We start from the raw sequence: 17,716 nt of genomic DNA, 5'->3' as shown, positions 1-17,716 counted from the left end.
GAGGTCAGACGTGAAGCTGCAGGCGCTCCGCCTTTTCCTGCGCGTGATGGAACAGGGAAGCCTCGCCGCCGCCGCCAAGTCGCTGAACATGAGCCAGTCCGCCGCAAGCCGCCTGCTCTCGGGGCTGGAGCATGAGACTGGGCTGACGCTCTTCCACCGCGACCGCATGCGCCTGGTGCCGACCGCGGAGGGTACGACCTTCTTCGCCGAGGTGCGGCGCGTCCTGGTGGCGATCGACGACCTGCCCCAGGTCGCCCGGCGCGTGGCAGGCGGCAGCCGGGTCCGTCTGCGGATCGTGAGCATGCCGCGCTTCGCCGCCAGCCTGCTGGCGCCGGCGGTGGCGCGCTTCCAGCGCCAGCATCCCGAGGTCGAGGTCGACGTGGCGATCGTTCATCGCCGCGAACTCGAACTAGCGGTGGCCAACCAATCCTTCGATCTCGGGATCGGCGCCCTGCCGCTGAACAATCCCGGGATCGATGCCCAGCCGTTGCTCAGCCTGCCGGCGGTCGTCGCCCTGCCGGCCGGACATCCCCTCGCCCGCCGCAAGTCCCTCGGGGCCCGTGACCTCGCCACCGAGACCGTGGTGGTGCTGGGCCCAGGCACCCAGTTGCGCCACGACGTCGAGACCATGTTCGCGGCAGAGGGCATCACCCTCCAGCCGAGGATCGTGGTCGATTCGCTTGAATTCGCCTGCCGCCTCGTCGCTCAGGGTGCCGGTGTGACCATCTCCGATCCGCTGACGCCGGCGGCCCTTGGCGCCGGAAAGCTGGCCGTGGTGCCCTGGCAGCCCCGGACATTGTTCCACGTCGGGGTGCTCCTGCCGGCCCTGATGCCCGCGTCGCGTTCAGTCGAGCAGTTCCTCGATTGCCTGCGCCGCGAAGCAAGGCAGTTCGGGACTACTGGCGTGCGAAGAGGCTCGCAATAAGACCCGACAGCCAGGCACGCATGCGATGGATCATGGCAGCCGTCCGCTGCCACAGCGGCAGGGCGCGGACGAAGCCGTAGATGCGGTCGCGCCAGGTGAACAGCCAGGTCTCAGCTCCCAGATACCAGGAGAGGCGCATCAAGGTCGGCCGCAGCACCTTGTAGAGCCGGGCGACCAGAGCGGTCGCGACCATCTTGCCGACCACGATCGAGACCGTTGCCAGCGCAAACTTGCCGTGCAGCGCGAACCAGACGGCCGCAAGCTTCACGGGCAGGACCAGCGTCGAGGGCGCGACGAAGGTGATCAGGGCAGCCCAGGGCGGCAGGCGCGCCAACCAGGCTTCCAGCCGGGCGATCCAGGGCAGCCGCGCGATGGCCGCCATCGCCACGCCGAGAGAGTGGAGAAGCACCTCCTCGAAGAACACGATCGCCGCGGCGATCGGGACGAACAGGAGTTCGAGGGCGCGTTTCAGATGGCGTTTCATCGAGCTGCAAACTAGGTATCGGATACTGGCTTTTCGGTGGCTGACATGTTCACGCGACGCACCCTTTCCAAACTTCTCGCCGCAGCGTCCCTGGCGCCCGCGACCGCATTGTCGCAGGGCCAACCGCCCCTGTCGCGCATCGCCTTCGGCTCCTGCGCCAACCAGACCATGCCGCAGGCGATCTGGGATCCCATTCTCGCCTACCGGCCCGACCTGTTCATCTTCGCCGGCGACAATGTCTATGGCGACTTCAACTCCTCGGGTGCAGACAATCTGAAGCGGGCCTACGACGAGGCGTCGCAGATCTCAGGCTATGCGAAGCTGCGCGGCACGGTCAGCCACCTCGCCGTCTGGGACGATCACGATTACGGCCTCAACGACGGCGGCGTCGAGTTCGCCCACAAGGGGCTGGCGAAGGACCTGTTCCTCGACTTCTGGAAGGTTTCCGAGACCGACATCCGTCGCACCCGTCCCGGCATCTACGATTCCCGGATCATTGGGCCGCAGGGCATGCGCGTGCAGGTCATCCTTCTCGACGTGCGCTGGTTCCGTTCGGCCCTCAAACCCACCGACCAGCGCGGGGCGCCGGGCAAGGAGCGGTACGTTCCCGACTCCGATCCCGCCAAGACAATGCTCGGCGCCGACCAATGGGCGTGGCTGGCCGAGGAGCTGCGCAAGCCAGCGGAACTGCGCCTGATCGTGTCGAGCACACAGGTCCTGGCCGAAGGCCATGGCTGGGAGCGCTGGGGCAACTTCCCGCTGGAGAAACAGAAGCTGATCGACACGATCCGCGCCAGCGGCGCCAAGGGCGTCGTGCTGCTGTCGGGCGACCGCCACATCGGCGCGCTCTATCGCGAGACGCCCGACGGGCTCTATCCGCTGTACGAGGCCACATCGAGCGGCCTCAACATGGTCTACTGGGCGGCCAAGGAACCCGGTCCCAACCGCCTCGGTGCGATCTATGCCGCCACCAACTTCGGCGTGGTCGACATCGACTGGTGGGAGCGCAAGCTGCTGCTGGCCCTGCGCGACGACGGCGGCAATACCCGCCGCTCCGTCGAGATCGGCTTCGATACGCTGGGCATTCCTGCCTAGTCGAGCTGGATGCCCAGCTCCTTGATGATCGCCGACCAGCGCGCGGTCTCTTCACGAATTAGCGTCGCGGTTTCCTTGCGGCCGCGGAAGATCGGGAAGTAGCCCAGGCTCACGAGCAGCGCGCTGACTTCCGGATCGGCGACGGCCTGACGGTAAGCTCCCTCTAGCCGATCGAGGATCGCAACCGGAGTCTGCGCCGGTGCGACGACGCCTTGCCATACGGACACGACAAGATTGGGCCACCCCTGCTCCACGGCGGTCGGCACGTCCGGCAGCGCCGGATGACGCTCGCGCGAGAGCACGGCGATGATGCGGACCTTGCCGGCATCCACCTGGCCCTTGTACATGCCGAAGCTCGAGATCATGAGCTGCACCCGGCCGCCCAGCATGTCGGCCAAGGCCGGCCCACCGCCGCGATAAGGCACGTGCAGGAAGTCGATGCCGGTCTGGCGCTTCACCACCTCGAAGCTGAGATGATCGACGCTGCCGAGACCACCCGAGCCGAAGTTGAGCTTGCCGGGCTGCTCCTTCGCGAGCGCCACGAATTCCTTGAGGTTCTTCACCGGCAGGTCGGCCGGGATCGCAAGCACCACGGCCGAATCGGCGCAGGTGCAGATCGGCGCAAGGTCGCGTTCCACGTTGGTCGTCAGGCTGCGATAGAGCAGCGGATTGGTGAGAACGACGCTGCTGTTCACATGGCCGATCGTGTAGCCGTCGGGCGGGCTCTTCGCGACGATCTCCAGGCCGACGCCGCCATTGGCGCCACCCTTGTTGTCGATCACGAAGGACTGGCCGAGCAGCGACTGGACCTTCGCCGCCAGCGGTCGCGCGACGAGGTCAGTGCCGCCGCCCGGCGGGAAACCGACGACGACTTTGACAGGGCGTGACGGATAGTCCTGGGCCCAGGCGGCCGCAAAAGGCACGCCCCCGAGGGCGGCCGCGAGCAAGCTCCGGCGATGCATTTCATTCCTCCCATACGGCCGGCTTCGTTGGCCGGCCTTGTGATTGTCTTGGCTCTCGCCGAGGTCAGGCCGCTTCGGCCTGCTGCTCCACGGTCGGACGATCGCCGCCCAAAGTCGTGCGGCGCATGTCGCGCACCTCGTTGCGGTCGAAACGCTTGGCGCGATGCATGGTCGCGCGATTGTCCCACATGACGAGATCGTACTGCCGCCACTGGTGCGAGTAGACGAACTCGCGCTGCGTCGCGTGCTCGGTCAGCTCACGCAGGTAGGAGCGCGCTTCCGGGATCGTCCAGCCGACGATGGCGCCGGCATGCGACGACAGGAACAACGACTTGCGGCCCGTCGCCTGATGCGTTCGCACGAGGCGCTGCAGCACCGGCTTGAAGCTGGCGATTTCCTCGGGCGTGAGATCGGTGAAGCCCACGGCGGCGCGCGAGTAGATCAGCGAGTGCTCGCAGATCAGGTCTTCGACCTCGCCCTTCGTGCGCTCGTCCAGCGCGTCGTAGGCGGCGCGCATGTCGGCGAAGTCGGTGTTGCCGCCCCAGGTCGGGATGGCGCGCGCCGACAGGGCCGAGAACTTGGCCGGGATCACCGCGTAGGAACTGTCGGAATGCCAGAGCCGGTCGCCCAGCTTGAAGAACCACTGACGATCGGTGGCCTCGATGATCTTGCCGTCCTTGGTCAGGTTGGAGAGATCGCCGATGCCGGCGCCGAGCCGGTTTTCCGACGCCTTGCGGATGTTGCCCGGCCTGGCCTTGACCTCGAGCTCGCCGAAATTCTTCGTGAAGGTGATCTGTTGTTCGTCGGTGATGTTCTGGTCGCGGAAGACGAGTACGCCGTAGCGGTTCATGCCCTCCTCGATGGTCACCGCTTCCTCCCGGCTGAGCGGCTTGGTCAGGTCGACGCCGGACACTTCGCCCACGAACACAGGGTGGATTTGCTTGATGGCGACGGTCATGAGGCCGTTCCTTTCCCTAAAAGGCTGTTGAAATGGGCTTTTGACAAGCGCCGCCGAACAGCATTGATCCGTCGATGATCGCCAGAACACCTGATTCAGGGGGGACGCCTCCCCCGATTCGTCTGATTCGTTTATTTCGTTTGTTTCGTTTATTCGCCAGAAACTCCGACTTGTTCAACGGCCGGCTGGAGCGCATCTTGTTATAACATGTAACAGTTTGGATCGGCGTCGCCGCCGATGTCAAAGCAAACCAGGGAAGCGGTGCCGCCTTGCAGCACGTCGAACACGTCAGTCTTTCCACCCAGGTGCTGCGTGAAATCCGCTCCGCCATCGTGCTGGGCGATCTCGCGCCGGGCGCGCGCCTCACCTTCCGGGACGTGGCGCAGCGCCTGAACGCCAGCGTCACGCCGGTGCGCGAAGCCTTGCTGCAGCTCGTCGCCGAGCGCGTGTTGAGTGTGGGCCCCGGCCGCACCATCACCGTCCCCCTCCTCACCTGCGCCGAGTTCCTGGAACTGCGGGCCATCCGCATGACGCTCGAAGGCATGGCGGCCGAAGCCGCGGCCCGGCAGGCCGGTGTGGCCTTGGCCGATGAGCTGGAAGAGATTCATCACCTGCTCGACAAGGCCAAGATCGCGCGCGATCCGCGCCAGGCCACGATCCAGAATCGCGCCTTCCATTTCCGCCTCTACGACGCGGCCGGACTGCCCGCGCTGCGCGGCATGATCGAGAACATCTGGCTGCGGACCGGCCCCTATCACCGCCACATCTTCGCCGATCCGAAGCAGCACATCTTCGACATGCCGGTGCGCAAGCTCGGCAAGCCGCGCCACGCGCATCGCGCGGTGATCGAGGCGCTGCGGGCGAACAAGCCAGCCGAGGTTCGCAAGGCCATCGAGGCGGACATCCTGTCCGGCGACCCGATCATCCTCCCGCATCTCGCGATGGAGCCGCTCGAACGCACGGAGAGCCTGTTGCGGAGCTTGCCCGAATTGGCCAGCGCACCCTCGACGCCTACCCCCAAAAGAAAAAGGGCCGCCTGAAGAGGCGGCCCGTTTCCCGACACGAGGTCGGATGTCAGGGGTCGTTGTTACTGCGGCTCGACGCCGGCGGCCTTGATGGCGGGCACCCACTTGTCGATCGACGCCTTGAGCTGGGCGGCAAGCGCTTCGGGCGTCGCGTCCTTGGCTTCCGGCAGATCGACGGCCTGCTCGATCAGGCGCGCACGCACCTTCTCGTCGCCGAGCGCGGTGACCAGCGCCTGGTTGAGCTTGGTGACGACATCCTTCGGCGTGCCCTTGGCGACGAAGAAGCCGTTCCAGATCGTGACCTCGTAGCCCTTGAGGCCGGCCTCGTCGATCGTCGGGACGTCGGGAAGCTGCGGCAGGCGCTTCAGCGTGCTGACGCCCAGCGCCTTGATGTTGCCGCCCTTGATCTGCGGCAGCACGTTCACGGCCTGGTCGACCATGTAGTCGAACTGGCCGCTGACGAGGTCGTTCAGCGCCGGACCGGTGCCCTTGTAGGGAATCTCCAGCACGTCGACCTTCATCATGCTGTTCAGCATCAGGCCGCCCAGATGCGAGGCGGCGCCGATGCCGGCCATGCCGTACTGCGCCTTCTTCTGGTTGGCCTTCACATAGGCCTCGAACTCCTTGAAGTCCTTGGCCGGCAGGTCCTTCTTGGTGACCAGCACCATCGGGTTGGTGCCGCCGAGGCCGACCGGCTCGAGGTCCTTCTGGCTGTCGTAGGGCAGCGTCTTGTAGAGCGCGATGTTCACCGCGAGGGTGCCCATGTGCGTGAACAGGATCGTGTAGCCGTCCGGCGTCGCCTTGGCCGCCTTGTTGACGCCGATCGTGCCGCCGGCGCCGCCGACATTGTCCACGATCATGGTCTGGCCGAGCGCCTCGCCCATGCGGGCGGTCAGCACGCGGGCCAGCGCATCGGTCGGGCCGCCGGCCGCGAACGGCACGACGACCGTGATCGGCTTGTTGGGATACGGCGCCTGGGCCATCGCGCCGAGCGGCGCGGCAGCCAGGGTGGCGGCCGCCGCGGCTGCCAGCAGGTTGCGTCTCTTCATCGGGATCCTCCCAAGCAGAACTGTGTAACGCGGCTGCTACACTGTCCGCACCAGCTCTGCAATGGCAGCGCCCACGGTCTTAGTGTCGCCGTTGCCGCCCAGATCCTTGGTCCGGGGACCGCCCTCGACCAGCGAGGCCGCGATGGCCCGCTCGATCGCCTCGGCGGCCTCGGGATAGCCCAGATGGCGGACCATCATGGCGCCCGACCAGATCTGGCCGATCGGATTGGCGATGCCCTTGCCCGCAATGTCAGGTGCCGAACCGTGCACCGGCTCGAACATCGACGGGTACTTGCGCTCCGGGTTGATGTTGCCCGACGGCGCCACGCCAATCGAACCGGTCAGGGCGGGGCCGAGGTCGGACAGGATGTCGCCGAAAAGGTTGGAGCCGACCACCACGTCGAACCAGTCCGGGTTGCGCACGAAATGCGCCGTCAGGATGTCGATGTGATACTGGTCCGCCTTGATGTTCGGGTACTTCTTGCACATCTCGGCGAAGCGCTCGTCCCAGAACGGCATCGTGTGGATGATACCGTTCGACTTGGTGGCCGAGGTCACGTGCTTCTTCTTCGTCGTGCTGGCGAAGTCGAAGGCGAATTTGAGGATGCGGTCGACGCCCTTGCGGGTGAAGATCGACTGCTGAATGGCCATCTCGTCGTCGGTGCCCTGGAACATGCGGCCGCCGATCGAGCTGTACTCGCCCTCGGTGTTCTCGCGCACGACCCAGAAATCGATGTCGCCCGGCTTGCGGTTGGCAAGCGGGCTGGGCACGCCCTCGAACAGGCGCACGGGACGCAGGTTCACGTATTCGTCGAAGTCGCGACGGATCGGGATCAGCAGCCCCCACAGCGACACGTGGTCGGGTACGCCCGGCCAGCCCACGGCGCCCAAGAAGATGCTCTCGAACCCCTTCAGGGTTTCCATGCCGTCGTCCGGCATCATCTTGCCGGTCTTCACCAGCCGATCGCACGACCAGTCGAAATCGGTGAACTCGAGCTCGAAGTTGAAGCGCCGCGCGGCGGCCTCCAGAACCTTCACGCCTTCCGGCAGAACTTCCTTACCGATTCCGTCACCCGGAATTGATGCGATCTTGTGCTTGGCCATTCAAAAATCCTCCCGAACCGGGCGGAACGTAGCAGCGCGCCTTAGCCATGCAAGCGCGGCATTGCCCGTGGCGAACGCTCACGCCAATATGAACGGACGTTTACCCCGGAGTGGCCATGACGTTCGACCTCAAGATTACCGGCGGCACCATCGTCGACGGCACCGGCAAACCCGGCTTCGTCGGCGATCTCGGGATCAAGGACGGCAAGGTCGTTGCGATCGGCAAGGCCGACGGCCCCGCCACGCAGACGATCGACGCCACGGGCAAGGTCGTCTCGCCGGGCTTCGTCGACGTGCACACGCACTACGACGCCCAGATCCTGTGGGATCGCATGCTCACCATCTCGCCGTGGCACGGCGTCACCACCACGGTGATCGGCAATTGCGGCTTCGGCGTCGCGCCGACCAAGGAAATCCACCGCAAGATCATCATGCAGACCCTGGAAAAGGTCGAAGGCATGAGCCTGGAGGCGCTGGAAGCCGGCCTCGGCACGGCGTGGCCGTTCGAGACCTTCCCGCAATATCTCGACACGCTGGAGAAGCGCGGCTCCGCCATCAACGTCGCCGCCCTGTTCGGCCATACGCCGCTGCGCCTCTACGTGATGGGCGAGGAATCGACCGAGCGCGCCGCCACGGCCGACGAGATCGGCAAGATGAAGGTGCTGGTGCGCGAGGCGATGGACGCCGGCGCGATCGGCTTCGGCACCTCGGTCTCGGTCAGCCACAGCGGCTACGGCGGCAAGCCGGTGCCCAGCCGCCAGGCGACGCCCGAGGAGATGGACTCGCTGGTCTCGGTGATGGGCGAGCTGAAGCGCGGCCTGATGCAGATCACCATCGGCCGCGATTTCTCGACCCGCCACATGGCCGAGGTCAGCCGCAAGTACAACATCCCCGTGACCTGGACCGCCCTGCTCTCCCACCTCTACGGCCCGGGCGGCCATCGCAAGCAGCTCGACCTCGCCGCCGAGCAGCGCAAGTCGGGCGCCATGGTGATCCCGCAGGTGAGCTGCCGGCCGCTGAACTTCGAGGTCACCTTCGCCGAGCCGTTCATCTTCGACGTGATGCCGTTCATGAACGAGCTGGCGAAAGCCGACGCCAGGGAACCCGGCGCCCGGCGCCGCGCCTATGCCGATCCGGCCTGGCGCGAGAAGCTGCGCAGCGAGGTGACGCCGCTGTTCCAGAAGTGGTGGGACCGCGTCGTCATCGCCTGGTCGCCGTCGCATCGTGAGCTGGAGGAGATGCCGCTCGCCGTGGCCGCCGCCAAGCTCGGCAAGGATCCGGTCGACCTCGCCCTCGACATCTCGCTGGCCGACGACCTGCAGACCCGCTTCCGCATGGCCGTCATGAACTTCGACGAGAAGGAAGTGGCCGAGCTGATCACCGATCCGAACACGATCATCGCACTGTCGGACGCCGGTGCCCATGCCAGCCAGCTCTGCGACGCCTGCTACTCGACCCACCTGCTCGGCCACTGGGTGCGCGACCGCAAGGTCTTCACGATCGAGGAAGCCGTGCACAATCTCACGCAGCGCCCGGCCGAGATGTTCGGCATCACCGACCGCGGCGTGCTGGCCGAGGGCCGTCCCGCCGACGTCGTCGTCTTCGATCCGAAGACCGTGGCTCCCGGTCCGCTGAAGCGCGTCCACGACATGCCGGCCGGCGCCGACCGTCTGGTGTCCGAGGCGAACGGCATCGAGGCCGTCATCGTCAACGGCAAACTCATCCGCCAGGACAACAAAGACACCGTCGCGGCCAACGACAAGCTGCCCGGTCGTCTGCTAAGACACGGCCGCGCCGCTTAAGCGTATATTTCCAGGGAGAGAGACCAGTGATCCACGTCATCGCGATCATCACCGCCAAGCCCGGCAAGCGCGACGAAGTCCTCAAGAACTTCAAGGCCAACGTCCCGGCCGTGCACGCCGAGAAGGGCTGCATCGAGTACGGTGCGACCGTCGACACCGACGGCGGCCCGTTCGCCAAGTTCGGCGCCGACACGTTCGTCGTCATCGAGAAGTGGGAAACCATGGACGACCTCAAGGCCCACGGCGCGTCGGAGCACATGAAGGCCTATGCCACCAAGAACAAGGACCTGCTCGCCGATCGCGCCGTCCACGTCCTGCAGAACGCTTGATCTCCGTCACTGAAGCCGACGTCGCCGCGTACGAACGCGACGGCGTCGTCTGCCTGCGCGGCGCCTTCGATGCCGTGTGGGTCGGAATCCTGTGCGAGGCGGTCGAACGCGACCTCCTGAAGCCCGGCCCCAACGCGACCAACTTCGCGGAAGGCAGCACCGCGGGCAAATTCTTCGGCGACATGTTCATGTGGCGGCGGGACAACGATTTCCGCCTCGCCGCGCTCACGTCTCCCGCCGGGGAGATCGCCGCCGCGTTGATGCGCTCCGAAGGCGCCGACTTCTTCTACGACCAGCTCTTCGTGAAGGAGCCCGGCACGGCCCATCCGACGCCGTGGCACCAGGACCAGCCCTATTGGCCCGTCACCGGCCGGCAGATCGCCTCGGTCTGGATCGCCCTCGACGACATCGACCTCAGCAACGGTGCCGTCGAGTTCATCGCCGGTTCGCATCGCTGGGGCGTCAACTACCGGCCGACGCCGTTTCGCAAGGGCCATGAGGTCAAGTTCACGTCGAGCGACCTCGTGCAGATCCCCGACATCGACGCCGACCGTAGCAAATACGACATCCGCTCGTGGCAGATGGAACCCGGCGACTGCCTCGTCTTCCACGCCATGATCGTGCACGGCGCACCGGGCAACGACACGCCGGGCGCCCGCCGGCGCGGCCTGTCGTTGCGCTACACCGGCGACGACGCGCGCTACGACCCGCGCCCCGGCACCTTCCAGTTCCCCCACACGCCCGACCTCGCCGCCGGCGCCCCGATGACCTGCGACCTCTTCCCGAGAGTCTGGCCGCGGCGTTAGGGCTGAGCGAATCTCAGCCCGGCAACTCCCCATTTGAATAAGGCGAAAGGTCCCTCGCTTACGCTCCAGGGCGGGGGTTACCCCGCCCGCGATGACAATTTTGTTGGGATTTGCGCAGTACGCCGATCAAACAAACGGTGTCATCCCGAGCGTAAGCGAGGGACCTTTGTCTCATATGCGATAGCCTGCATTTGAATGGGGAGGATGGTGATTCTAGTCTCCCCGCCCAATTCGAGGGCAGCTTCAATGGAACAACCCGGCATCGATCAGGTGACACAGGTCACCAACACATCGTGGTTCGCCCGCCTCGGGCAGGCGGTCGTCGGCGTGCTGATGGGCTTTGTGTTGGTCGTCGTATCGATCGGCCTGTTGTTCTGGAACGAGGGCCGGGCGATCCGCACGGCGCAGGGACTGACCGAGGGTGCGAGCATCGTGCGCAGCGTTTCGGCCGACAAGGTCGATCCCGCGAACGACGGCAGGCTGATCCATGTCAGCGGCATGCTCTCGACCGCCGGCCCCGTGGACGATCCCGACTTCGCCGTCCGGGTCCGTGGCGTGCGCCTCGAGCGGCATGTCGAGGTGTATCAGTGGAAGGAGGAGACCCACAGCGAGAGCCGCACCCGGCTGGGCGGCGGCGAGGAGCGCACCACGACCTACAAGTACGTGCGCACCTGGTCGGACAAGCCGATCGATTCGGATCGCTTCAGGGAGCCGCAGGGCCACACCAACCCGGTGATGATTTACCAGTCGCGGGATCTGCTGGCGGCGGGCACGCGGCTCGGCACTTTCGCCGTTCCCGATACGCTGCTGCACGGCTTCGGTGAAGCCAAGCGCCTGCCCGCCACGGACGCCCAGGTCAACGCACTGCAGAACCGTGTCGAGAAGCCCGTCTCGCTGAACGACGGCGTGCTCTATGCCGGCCGCGATCCATCGCAGCCGGCGATCGGCGACATGCGCATCTCCTTCTCGGAAGTGCCGTTGCAGAACGCCAGTGTGGTCGCCGCCCAATCCGGATCAGGGGCCGGATCCGGCTTCGCACCCTTCCCCACCAACACCGGCACCACGGTCGAGCTGATCTCGCCGGGCATCGTCGATGCCAAGATCATGTTCCAGCATGCGCAGGAAGAGAACGTCACCATGACCTGGATGCTGCGCCTGATCGGCGTGATCTTCATGCTGGTGGGCTTCGCCCTCGTGCTGCGGCCGCTCGCCGTCGCGGGCAGTGTGATCCCGCTGCTGGGCGACGTGATCGCCGCCGGCACGTTCCTGGTGGCGCTGGTCTGCACCATGGCCATCGCGCCGGTCGTGATCGCGGTCGGCTGGCTATGGTACCGGCCGCTGATCGGCATCGGCGTGTTGGTGGCCGGCGTTGCCGCGACCTGGGGGCTGGCGAAGCTGATGCACGCGCGGGCGGCGGCAAAGAAGGCGGCCACCGGTCCCGCCTGAGCGGGCTGAACGTCAGGTGGCGGCGATGACGCCCTTCAGCACGATGTCGAGCATACCGGTTCCGAGCAGGTCGCGGTTCGACCAGGGGAAGTCGGGCTTCAGGATCAGCGCCGAGACAACGCCGTGGATGCCCATCCAGCAGAGTTCGGCACAGGTGTCGGGCGGATAGTTGAGTTTGAGGCCGCCCTGCTTGGCCTCGACGAAGATCGCCACCAGCCGCTGGAACACGATGGCGCCGCCGATACCCGGCCGCGTCGGGTCGTCCGTCGGCATCTTGTGGCCGAGCTTGCGGATCGATTCCGGGATGTTCGAGCCCAGGAAGATCAGCTTGTACTCGTCGGGGTGCGCGAGCCCGAACTTGAGATAAGCCTCGCCGAAGCGGCGGATGCGCTCGCGCGGATCGCTGACGGAACTCTCGATCTCGGTGATGCTCTCGATCAGGTACCCGAAGGTCTGATCGCAGAGCGCGAGCATCATCTGCTCCTTGTCGAGGAAATAGAGATACAGCGCAGGCGCGGACACGCCGACGCGATCGGCGATGCGCCGGATCGTCGTGGCCTCGTAGCCCTGCTCCAGGAACAGTTCCTTGGCGGCCTGGAGGATCTCGTCGCGGCGGGTATGGCCCTCGCCGCGCTTCTTCCGACCGCCTGTCGCCGCTGTTGAAAAAGCGTTCACTCGGGTTCTCCTGCCCTTGACTCTTATATTAACACAGATAAGTTATCAATGGTAAGTTAACGGCGTTTAGATTCACTGTCCCATTGTAAACGTCCGAAGGAAGGCCCGCCATGCGTCTCCCCAACGTTCAGCTCCCCGCCAAGTTTCCCGCGAAGCTGGCCGCCTTGGGCGCAGCCGGCGTGATTCTGGCGGGAGGCGCCTTCGCCGCCTTCTCCTTCCATGCGAACGCCAGCCGTCCCGCGGCCAACAGCGAACCGGTCTTGCGGCCTGCCCGCGTCGCCGATATCGCCTACAAGAAGCAGAGCCAGGCGCTGCTGCTGGCGGGCACCGTCGTTCCCCGCATCGAGAGCACGCTGGGCTTCCGCGTCTCGGGCAAGATCGTCCAGCGCTCGGTCGATGTCGGCGCGGTGGTGAAGGCCGGCGACGTGATCGCGACGCTCGATCCGGCGGATTACAAGCTCGCCGTCGACAATGCCCGCGCCGCTCTCGCTTCCGCGGAAGCCGACTATGCCCGCGCCAAGGCCGACCATGAGCGTTACCTGAACCTGCGCGGCAGCACCGCCTTCGTACCGCAGACCCTCGACCAGCGTCAGTCCATCGCCTCGACCGCGCTCGCCCGCGTCGACCAGGCCAAGAGCCAACTCGCCTCGGCCGAGAACAACCTTGCCTACACGGTGCTCCAGGCCGACACGGCGGGCGTCGTCACCGCGGTGCAGGCCGAGGTCGGCCAGGTCATGGCGCAGGGCCAGGGCGTGGTGCGCGTTGCCCGCACGAACGAGCTGGAGATCGTGGTCGGCGTGCCCGAGCATCGCCTGAAGGTCGTGCGTGAAAACCCGACCGCCACCTTCGAGCTGTGGTCGGATCCCGGCAAGCGCCATGCGGCCAGGCTGCGCGAGCTCTCGCCCAGTGCCGATCCCGTGACCCGCACCTACGCAGCCCGCTTCAGCATCATCGAGCCGCCAGAGTTCATCGGCCTCGGCATGACGGCGACCCTGGGCTTCGCGCGTCCCGACAATGCACCGGTCGCCGAAGTGCCGCTGTCCGCCATCTTCCAGCGCGGCACGCAGCCGGCCGTGTGGGTCGTCGATCGCGACAGCGGCGCGGTGGAACTGCGGCCCGTCACGATCGCGCGCTGGCGCGACGACACCGCCGCCATCGCCTCCGGCGTCAAGGACGGCGAGCTGATCGCCACGGCGGGCGTGCACAAGCTGGAGACCGGCCAGAAGGTGAAGCCGCTGCAACAGCAGCAACAGGCGGCGCGCTAACGCCCTCTATCGGCGGGGAGACGATCCATGACGACGCGCACCAACCTGTCGGCGCTGGCGCTGAAGTACAGCACGCTCACCGTGTTCTTCATGATCGCGCTGACGCTTGCGGGCTTCTACGCCTTCTTCAATCTCGGCCGCGCCGAGGATCCGCCCTTCACCATCAAGCAGATGGTCGTGTCGGCCGCCTGGCCCGGCGCCACCTCGCGCGAGGTCGAGCAGCAGGTCACCGAGAAGATCGAAACCAAGCTGCAGGAACTCCCCTATTTCTACAACGTCCAGAGCTACACCAAGCCCGGCGAGACGGTGATCTACGTCTCGCTGCGGGATGACACGCCGCCGGGCAAGGTGGCGGACCTCTGGTATCAGGTGCGCAAGAAGGTCGGCGACATCCGGAACTCGCTGCCGCAGGGCGTGGTCGGTCCGTTCTTCAACGACGAATACGGCGACACCTATGCCTTGATCTGGGCTTTCGAGGCCGACGGTTTCTCGCCGGCCGAGGTCAAGGAGATCGCCAAGGCGGTGCGTCAGCGCCTGCTGCGCGTGCCCGACGTCACCAAGGCCGACCTGTTTGGCCTCCAGGACGAGAAGATCTACATCGAGTTCAGCCATACGCGGCTGGCCATGCTGGGCGTCCCGGTCGACCAGATTCTCGAGGTCGTGCGCCGCCAGAACGCCATCGTGGCGACCGGCACGGTCGAGACCAAGGGCGAGCGCGTCGCCGTCCGCGTCGACGGCGCGCCGACTTCGGCCGAACAGCTTCTGGCGCTCCCCTTCACCGCCAACGGCCAGACCCTGACTCTAGGCGACGTCGCCGAGATCAAGCGCGGCTACCAGGACCCGCGACAGCTCGCCATGCGCTTCAATGGCAAGTCGGTGATCGGCCTCGGCGTCGTGATGGCCCCGGGCGGCAATGTCGAGAAGCTGGGCGCCGCCCTCGACAAGACGATGAAAGAGGTCGAGGCCGGCCTGCCGGTCGGCATCACGGTGCATCGCATCGCCAACCAGCCCGAGGTCGTGGAAAAGTCGTTCGAGGAGTTCAGCTCCTCGCTCCTCGAAGCACTGGCCATCGTGCTGGTGGTCTCGTTCATCAGCCTCGGCATCCGCACCGGCGTCATCGTGGCTCTGTCGGTGCCGCTGGTGCTGGCCATCACCTTCGTGGGCATGCTGCTGCTGGGCATCGACTTCCAGCGCATCTCGCTCGGCGCGCTGATCATTGCGCTGGGCCTGCTGGTCGACGACGCCATCATCGCGGTCGAAATGATGATGGTTAAGCTGGAACAGGGCGCGAGCCGTCTCGAGGCCGCCACCTACGCCTACACCTCGACCGCCTTCCCCATGCTGACAGGCACGCTCGTGACCGCCATCGGCTTCGTGCCGGTGGGCTTCGCACGCTCCGGCGCCGGCGAATACACCAACTCGATCTTCTGGGTCGTCGGCCTGTCGCTGATCATCTCGTGGTTCGTGGCCGTCCTGTTCACGCCGTGGATGGGCTACCACCTGCTGCCGACGCCCAAGGTCCAGCATCACGATCCATACAACGGCCGCCTCTATACGTTCTTCCGCAAGCTGGTCACCTGGTGCGTCACCTGGCGCAAGACGACCATTGCCATCACGGCATTGGCCTTCGTGGGCTCGCTCGCGGCGTTCGGTCTGGTCTCCAAGCAGTTCTTCCCGACCGCCAACCGGCCGGAGCTGATCGTCGACCTCAAGCTGGCGCAGGGCGCCTCGTGGAGCGCCACCGACGCCGAGGTCGCCAGGCTCGAAACGTGGCTCGGCAACAACGCTGACGTGGCCTCGTACACGGCCTATGTCGGCGCCGGCAGCCCGCGCTTCTACCTGCCGACGGTACCGGAGCTGGCCAACGCCAACTTCGGCCAGATCATCGTCATGACCAAGGATCTGGTGGCGCGCGAGCGGGTCGTGGCCGAGCTCGACAGCCTCTTCAAGCAGGACTTCGAGGCCGTGCGCGCCCGCGTGCAGCGCCTGCAGAACGGCCCGCCGGTCAGCTACCCCGTGATGTTCCGCGTCTTGGGAGACGATCCGCAGCTGGTTCGCAAGGTGGCGGAACAGGTGCGGCAGGTCTTCAAGGCCGATCCCGCGACGCGCGACGTCAACTTCGACTGGAACGAGCTCGCCAAGACGGTGCGCCTCGAGGTCGACCAGGCCAAGGCGCGCGCGCTGGGCGTCGATTCGCAGGCGCTGGGCAACACGCTGCAGACCCTGCTGACGGGCATCAACGTCACCCAGTATCGCGAGCGCACCGAATCGATCGACGTGGTCGCCCGCGCCGTCGCGCCGGAGCGGCTGAGCGTCGAGGGGCTGGAGGCGATCAACATGCGCACCTCGACGGGTGGCGTCGTTTCGCTGGCCCAGCTCGCGACGCTCAAGTTCGAGCTGGAGGAGCCGATCCTCTGGCGGCGCAACAAGGACCTGCTGATGACCGTCCGCGCCGGCGTGGCCGACGGCGTGCAGGGTCCCGACGTGGCCGCCCGCATCGACAAGGCGCTGGCGCCGGTCCGCGCCACCCTGCCGCCCGGCTACCGCATCGAGGTCGGCGGCGACCAGGAGGAGTCGGCCAAGAGCCAGGCGTCGATCTTCAAGATGATGCCGCTGATGGCCTTCCTGATGGTGCTATTCCTGATGCTGCAGCTCCAGAGCTTCTCCAAGCTCGCGCTGGTGCTGCTGACCGCCCCGCTCGGCCTGATCGGCGTGTCGCTGTTCCTGCTGCTGTTCAACCAGCCCTTCGGCTTCGTCTCGCTGCTGGGCGTGATCGCGCTCGCGGGCATGATCATGCGCAACTCGGTGATCCTGGTGGACCAGATCGACCAGGACATCGCCGCCGGCCATGCCAAGTGGGACGCGGTGATCGACGCCACCGTGCGCCGCGCCCGCCCGATCCTGCTGACCGCCGGCACCGCGATCTTCGCCATGATTCCGCTGTCGCGCAGCGTCTTCTGGGGCCCGATGGCCGTCGCCCTGATGGGCGGCCTGCTGGTCGCCACCGCCCTCACCTTGCTCTTCCTGCCGGCGCTCTATGCGGCGTGGTTCAGGGTGAAGAAGCCGGTTGCCGCGACGGAGACGGCACCGGCCCGCCACGTCCCGCCGCCGCTCGCCATCGCGGCGGAGTGATCAGGAGATCCGACCTTCGGCGGTCTGGATGTCCGTCGTCCGCGCAGCGCTGGTCGCGACGATAATCTCGATGCCGTGGGCGATGTCGTCGACGGCCATCGACGGCGCGCCGCCCAGCCGCGCCGCCTGCTCGGGCACGTAGGGAATGTGCAGGAAGCCGCCGCGCATCTTCGTCGCGTGGCTCTCGATGATGTCCATCAGCGAATAGAGGATGTGATTGCAGACGAAGGTGCCGGCGGTGTTCGACACGACGGCCGGCAGTCCCGCCTTGCGCATCTCGGCGACGCAGGCCTTGATCGGCAGATTGGAGAAGTAGGCCGCCGGACCGTCCGCGCGCACCGGCACGTCGATCGGCTGTTTCCTATCGTTGTCGGGGATGCGCGCGTCCTGGACGTTGATGCCGACCCGCTCGAGGCAGAGTTCGGTGCGGCCGCCGGCCTGGCCGACGCACAGCACGATGTCGGGCTTGGCCTTGTCGATCGCCTCGCGCAGCGCCTTGGCGGACTTGGCGTAGGAAGTCGGAAGGACCGCGGTCACCACGGTGACCTTGCCGATTTTCTTCTTCAGCCGGCTCACCGCCAAGGACGAGGGATTGACCTTGTCGCCGCCGAACGGATCGAAGCCTGTCACCAACGCACGCATGCAATTTCCTCAAACGA

Annotated in this window: 16 protein-coding genes; 9 read left to right on the top strand and 7 right to left on the bottom strand. The window is 66.3% G+C overall.

The features are described 5' to 3' along the window. The first annotated feature begins 10 nt into the window (after positions 1-10). On the top strand, positions 11-925 hold the full coding sequence (locus tag AC1ROX_RS07280) for a LysR family transcriptional regulator (protein ID WP_493123918.1): 915 nt from the start codon (positions 11-13) through the stop codon (positions 923-925). On the opposite strand, the gene AC1ROX_RS07275 is transcribed toward AC1ROX_RS07280, so the two are convergent. Further along, complete coding sequence (locus tag AC1ROX_RS07275; protein ID WP_493123916.1) at positions 897-1,409, bottom strand: hypothetical protein; 513 nt, start codon at positions 1,407-1,409, stop codon at positions 897-899. The two genes, AC1ROX_RS07280 and AC1ROX_RS07275, sit on opposite strands and share 29 nt — an antisense overlap. Before the next feature lie 45 nt (positions 1,410-1,454). Here AC1ROX_RS07275 and AC1ROX_RS07270 point away from each other — a divergent pair, with 45 nt between their 5' ends. Continuing rightward, entirely contained in the window at positions 1,455-2,504 is a 1,050-nt protein-coding gene (locus AC1ROX_RS07270; protein ID WP_493123914.1) for an alkaline phosphatase D family protein, read from the top strand. Here the strand turns inward: AC1ROX_RS07270 and AC1ROX_RS07265 are convergent. Both AC1ROX_RS07265 and AC1ROX_RS07260 read right to left on the bottom strand, forming a co-directional pair. Further along, positions 2,501-3,466, bottom strand: a complete 966-nt coding sequence (locus AC1ROX_RS07265) for a Bug family tripartite tricarboxylate transporter substrate binding protein (RefSeq protein ID WP_493123912.1) — start codon at positions 3,464-3,466, stop codon at positions 2,501-2,503. The genes AC1ROX_RS07270 and AC1ROX_RS07265 overlap by 4 nt on opposite strands. Before the next feature lie 64 nt (positions 3,467-3,530). Further along, positions 3,531-4,424, bottom strand: a complete 894-nt coding sequence (locus AC1ROX_RS07260; RefSeq protein WP_493123910.1) for a TauD/TfdA dioxygenase family protein — start codon at positions 4,422-4,424, stop codon at positions 3,531-3,533. Between the two features lie 269 nt (positions 4,425-4,693). Here AC1ROX_RS07260 and AC1ROX_RS07255 point away from each other — a divergent pair, with 269 nt between their 5' ends. Continuing rightward, on the top strand, positions 4,694-5,464 hold the full coding sequence (locus AC1ROX_RS07255) for a GntR family transcriptional regulator (RefSeq protein WP_493123908.1): 771 nt from the start codon (positions 4,694-4,696) through the stop codon (positions 5,462-5,464). Positions 5,465-5,511: 47 nt separating this feature from the next. Here the strand turns inward: AC1ROX_RS07255 and AC1ROX_RS07250 are convergent, their stop codons facing one another. Then, positions 5,512-6,498 carry a tripartite tricarboxylate transporter substrate-binding protein gene (locus tag AC1ROX_RS07250; protein WP_493123906.1) on the bottom strand — a complete coding sequence of 329 codons (987 nt, stop codon included), beginning with the start codon at positions 6,496-6,498 and terminating at the stop codon, positions 5,512-5,514. 36 nt (positions 6,499-6,534) lie between these two features. After that, positions 6,535-7,602, bottom strand: coding sequence for a tartrate dehydrogenase (locus AC1ROX_RS07245; RefSeq protein WP_493123904.1), 1,068 nt, complete (start codon positions 7,600-7,602; stop codon positions 6,535-6,537). Between the two features lie 116 nt (positions 7,603-7,718). Here AC1ROX_RS07245 and AC1ROX_RS07240 point away from each other — a divergent pair, with 116 nt between their 5' ends. The 4 genes from AC1ROX_RS07240 to AC1ROX_RS07225 all read left to right on the top strand — a co-directional run bounded on the left by AC1ROX_RS07240 (position 7,719) and on the right by AC1ROX_RS07225 (position 11,985). Further along, positions 7,719-9,404, top strand: coding sequence for an N-acyl-D-amino-acid deacylase family protein (locus tag AC1ROX_RS07240; protein ID WP_493123902.1), 1,686 nt, complete (start codon positions 7,719-7,721; stop codon positions 9,402-9,404). Between the two features lie 26 nt (positions 9,405-9,430). Beyond that, on the top strand, positions 9,431-9,733 hold the full coding sequence (locus tag AC1ROX_RS07235; protein ID WP_493123900.1) for a putative quinol monooxygenase: 303 nt from the start codon (positions 9,431-9,433) through the stop codon (positions 9,731-9,733). Then, complete coding sequence (locus AC1ROX_RS07230; RefSeq protein WP_493123898.1) at positions 9,730-10,539, top strand: phytanoyl-CoA dioxygenase family protein; 810 nt, start codon at positions 9,730-9,732, stop codon at positions 10,537-10,539. Before AC1ROX_RS07235 ends, AC1ROX_RS07230 begins: the two co-directional genes overlap by 4 nt. A 246-nt stretch (positions 10,540-10,785) precedes the next feature. Next, positions 10,786-11,985 (top strand): TMEM43 family protein, encoded by a 1,200-nt coding sequence (locus AC1ROX_RS07225; protein ID WP_493123896.1) that lies wholly within the window; start codon positions 10,786-10,788, stop codon positions 11,983-11,985. A 12-nt stretch (positions 11,986-11,997) separates the two neighbouring features. Here the strand turns inward: AC1ROX_RS07225 and AC1ROX_RS07220 are convergent, their stop codons facing one another. Next, entirely contained in the window at positions 11,998-12,660 is a 663-nt protein-coding gene (locus AC1ROX_RS07220; RefSeq protein WP_493123894.1) for a TetR/AcrR family transcriptional regulator, read from the bottom strand. Positions 12,661-12,770: 110 nt separating this feature from the next. On the opposite strand from AC1ROX_RS07220, the gene AC1ROX_RS07215 reads away from it, so the two are divergent. Then, a complete protein-coding gene (locus AC1ROX_RS07215) occupies positions 12,771-13,925 on the top strand; it encodes an efflux RND transporter periplasmic adaptor subunit (protein WP_493123892.1) in 1,155 nt (384 codons plus the stop codon). Between the two features lie 27 nt (positions 13,926-13,952). Beyond that, positions 13,953-17,057, top strand: a complete 3,105-nt coding sequence (locus tag AC1ROX_RS07210; protein WP_493123890.1) for an efflux RND transporter permease subunit — start codon at positions 13,953-13,955, stop codon at positions 17,055-17,057. On the opposite strand, the gene pcp is transcribed toward AC1ROX_RS07210, so the two are convergent. Further along, positions 17,058-17,699 (bottom strand): pyroglutamyl-peptidase I, encoded by a 642-nt coding sequence (gene pcp / locus AC1ROX_RS07205; RefSeq protein ID WP_493123888.1) that lies wholly within the window; start codon positions 17,697-17,699, stop codon positions 17,058-17,060. Between the last annotated feature and the right edge of the window lie 17 nt (positions 17,700-17,716).

Source organism: Reyranella sp. GW821-FHT14A01 (genome assembly GCF_058803965.1).
Note: the sequence above shows the minus strand (reverse complement) of the source record. Positions and strands in the feature narration are given on the sequence as shown.

Coding starts and splice junctions, on each gene's coding strand:
- AC1ROX_RS07275 (WP_493123916.1), bottom strand. CDS start 1,409: ATGAAACGCCATCTGAAACGCGCCCTCGAACTCCTGTTCGTCCCGATC.
- AC1ROX_RS07270 (WP_493123914.1), top strand. CDS start 1,455: ATGTTCACGCGACGCACCCTTTCCAAACTTCTCGCCGCAGCGTCCCTG.
- AC1ROX_RS07265 (WP_493123912.1), bottom strand. CDS start 3,466: ATGCATCGCCGGAGCTTGCTCGCGGCCGCCCTCGGGGGCGTGCCTTTT.
- AC1ROX_RS07260 (WP_493123910.1), bottom strand. CDS start 4,424: ATGACCGTCGCCATCAAGCAAATCCACCCTGTGTTCGTGGGCGAAGTG.
- AC1ROX_RS07250 (WP_493123906.1), bottom strand. CDS start 6,498: ATGAAGAGACGCAACCTGCTGGCAGCCGCGGCGGCCGCCACCCTGGCT.
- AC1ROX_RS07245 (WP_493123904.1), bottom strand. CDS start 7,602: ATGGCCAAGCACAAGATCGCATCAATTCCGGGTGACGGAATCGGTAAG.
- AC1ROX_RS07240 (WP_493123902.1), top strand. CDS start 7,719: ATGACGTTCGACCTCAAGATTACCGGCGGCACCATCGTCGACGGCACC.
- AC1ROX_RS07225 (WP_493123896.1), top strand. CDS start 10,786: ATGGAACAACCCGGCATCGATCAGGTGACACAGGTCACCAACACATCG.
- AC1ROX_RS07215 (WP_493123892.1), top strand. CDS start 12,771: ATGCGTCTCCCCAACGTTCAGCTCCCCGCCAAGTTTCCCGCGAAGCTG.
- AC1ROX_RS07210 (WP_493123890.1), top strand. CDS start 13,953: ATGACGACGCGCACCAACCTGTCGGCGCTGGCGCTGAAGTACAGCACG.
- pcp (WP_493123888.1), bottom strand. CDS start 17,699: ATGCGTGCGTTGGTGACAGGCTTCGATCCGTTCGGCGGCGACAAGGTC.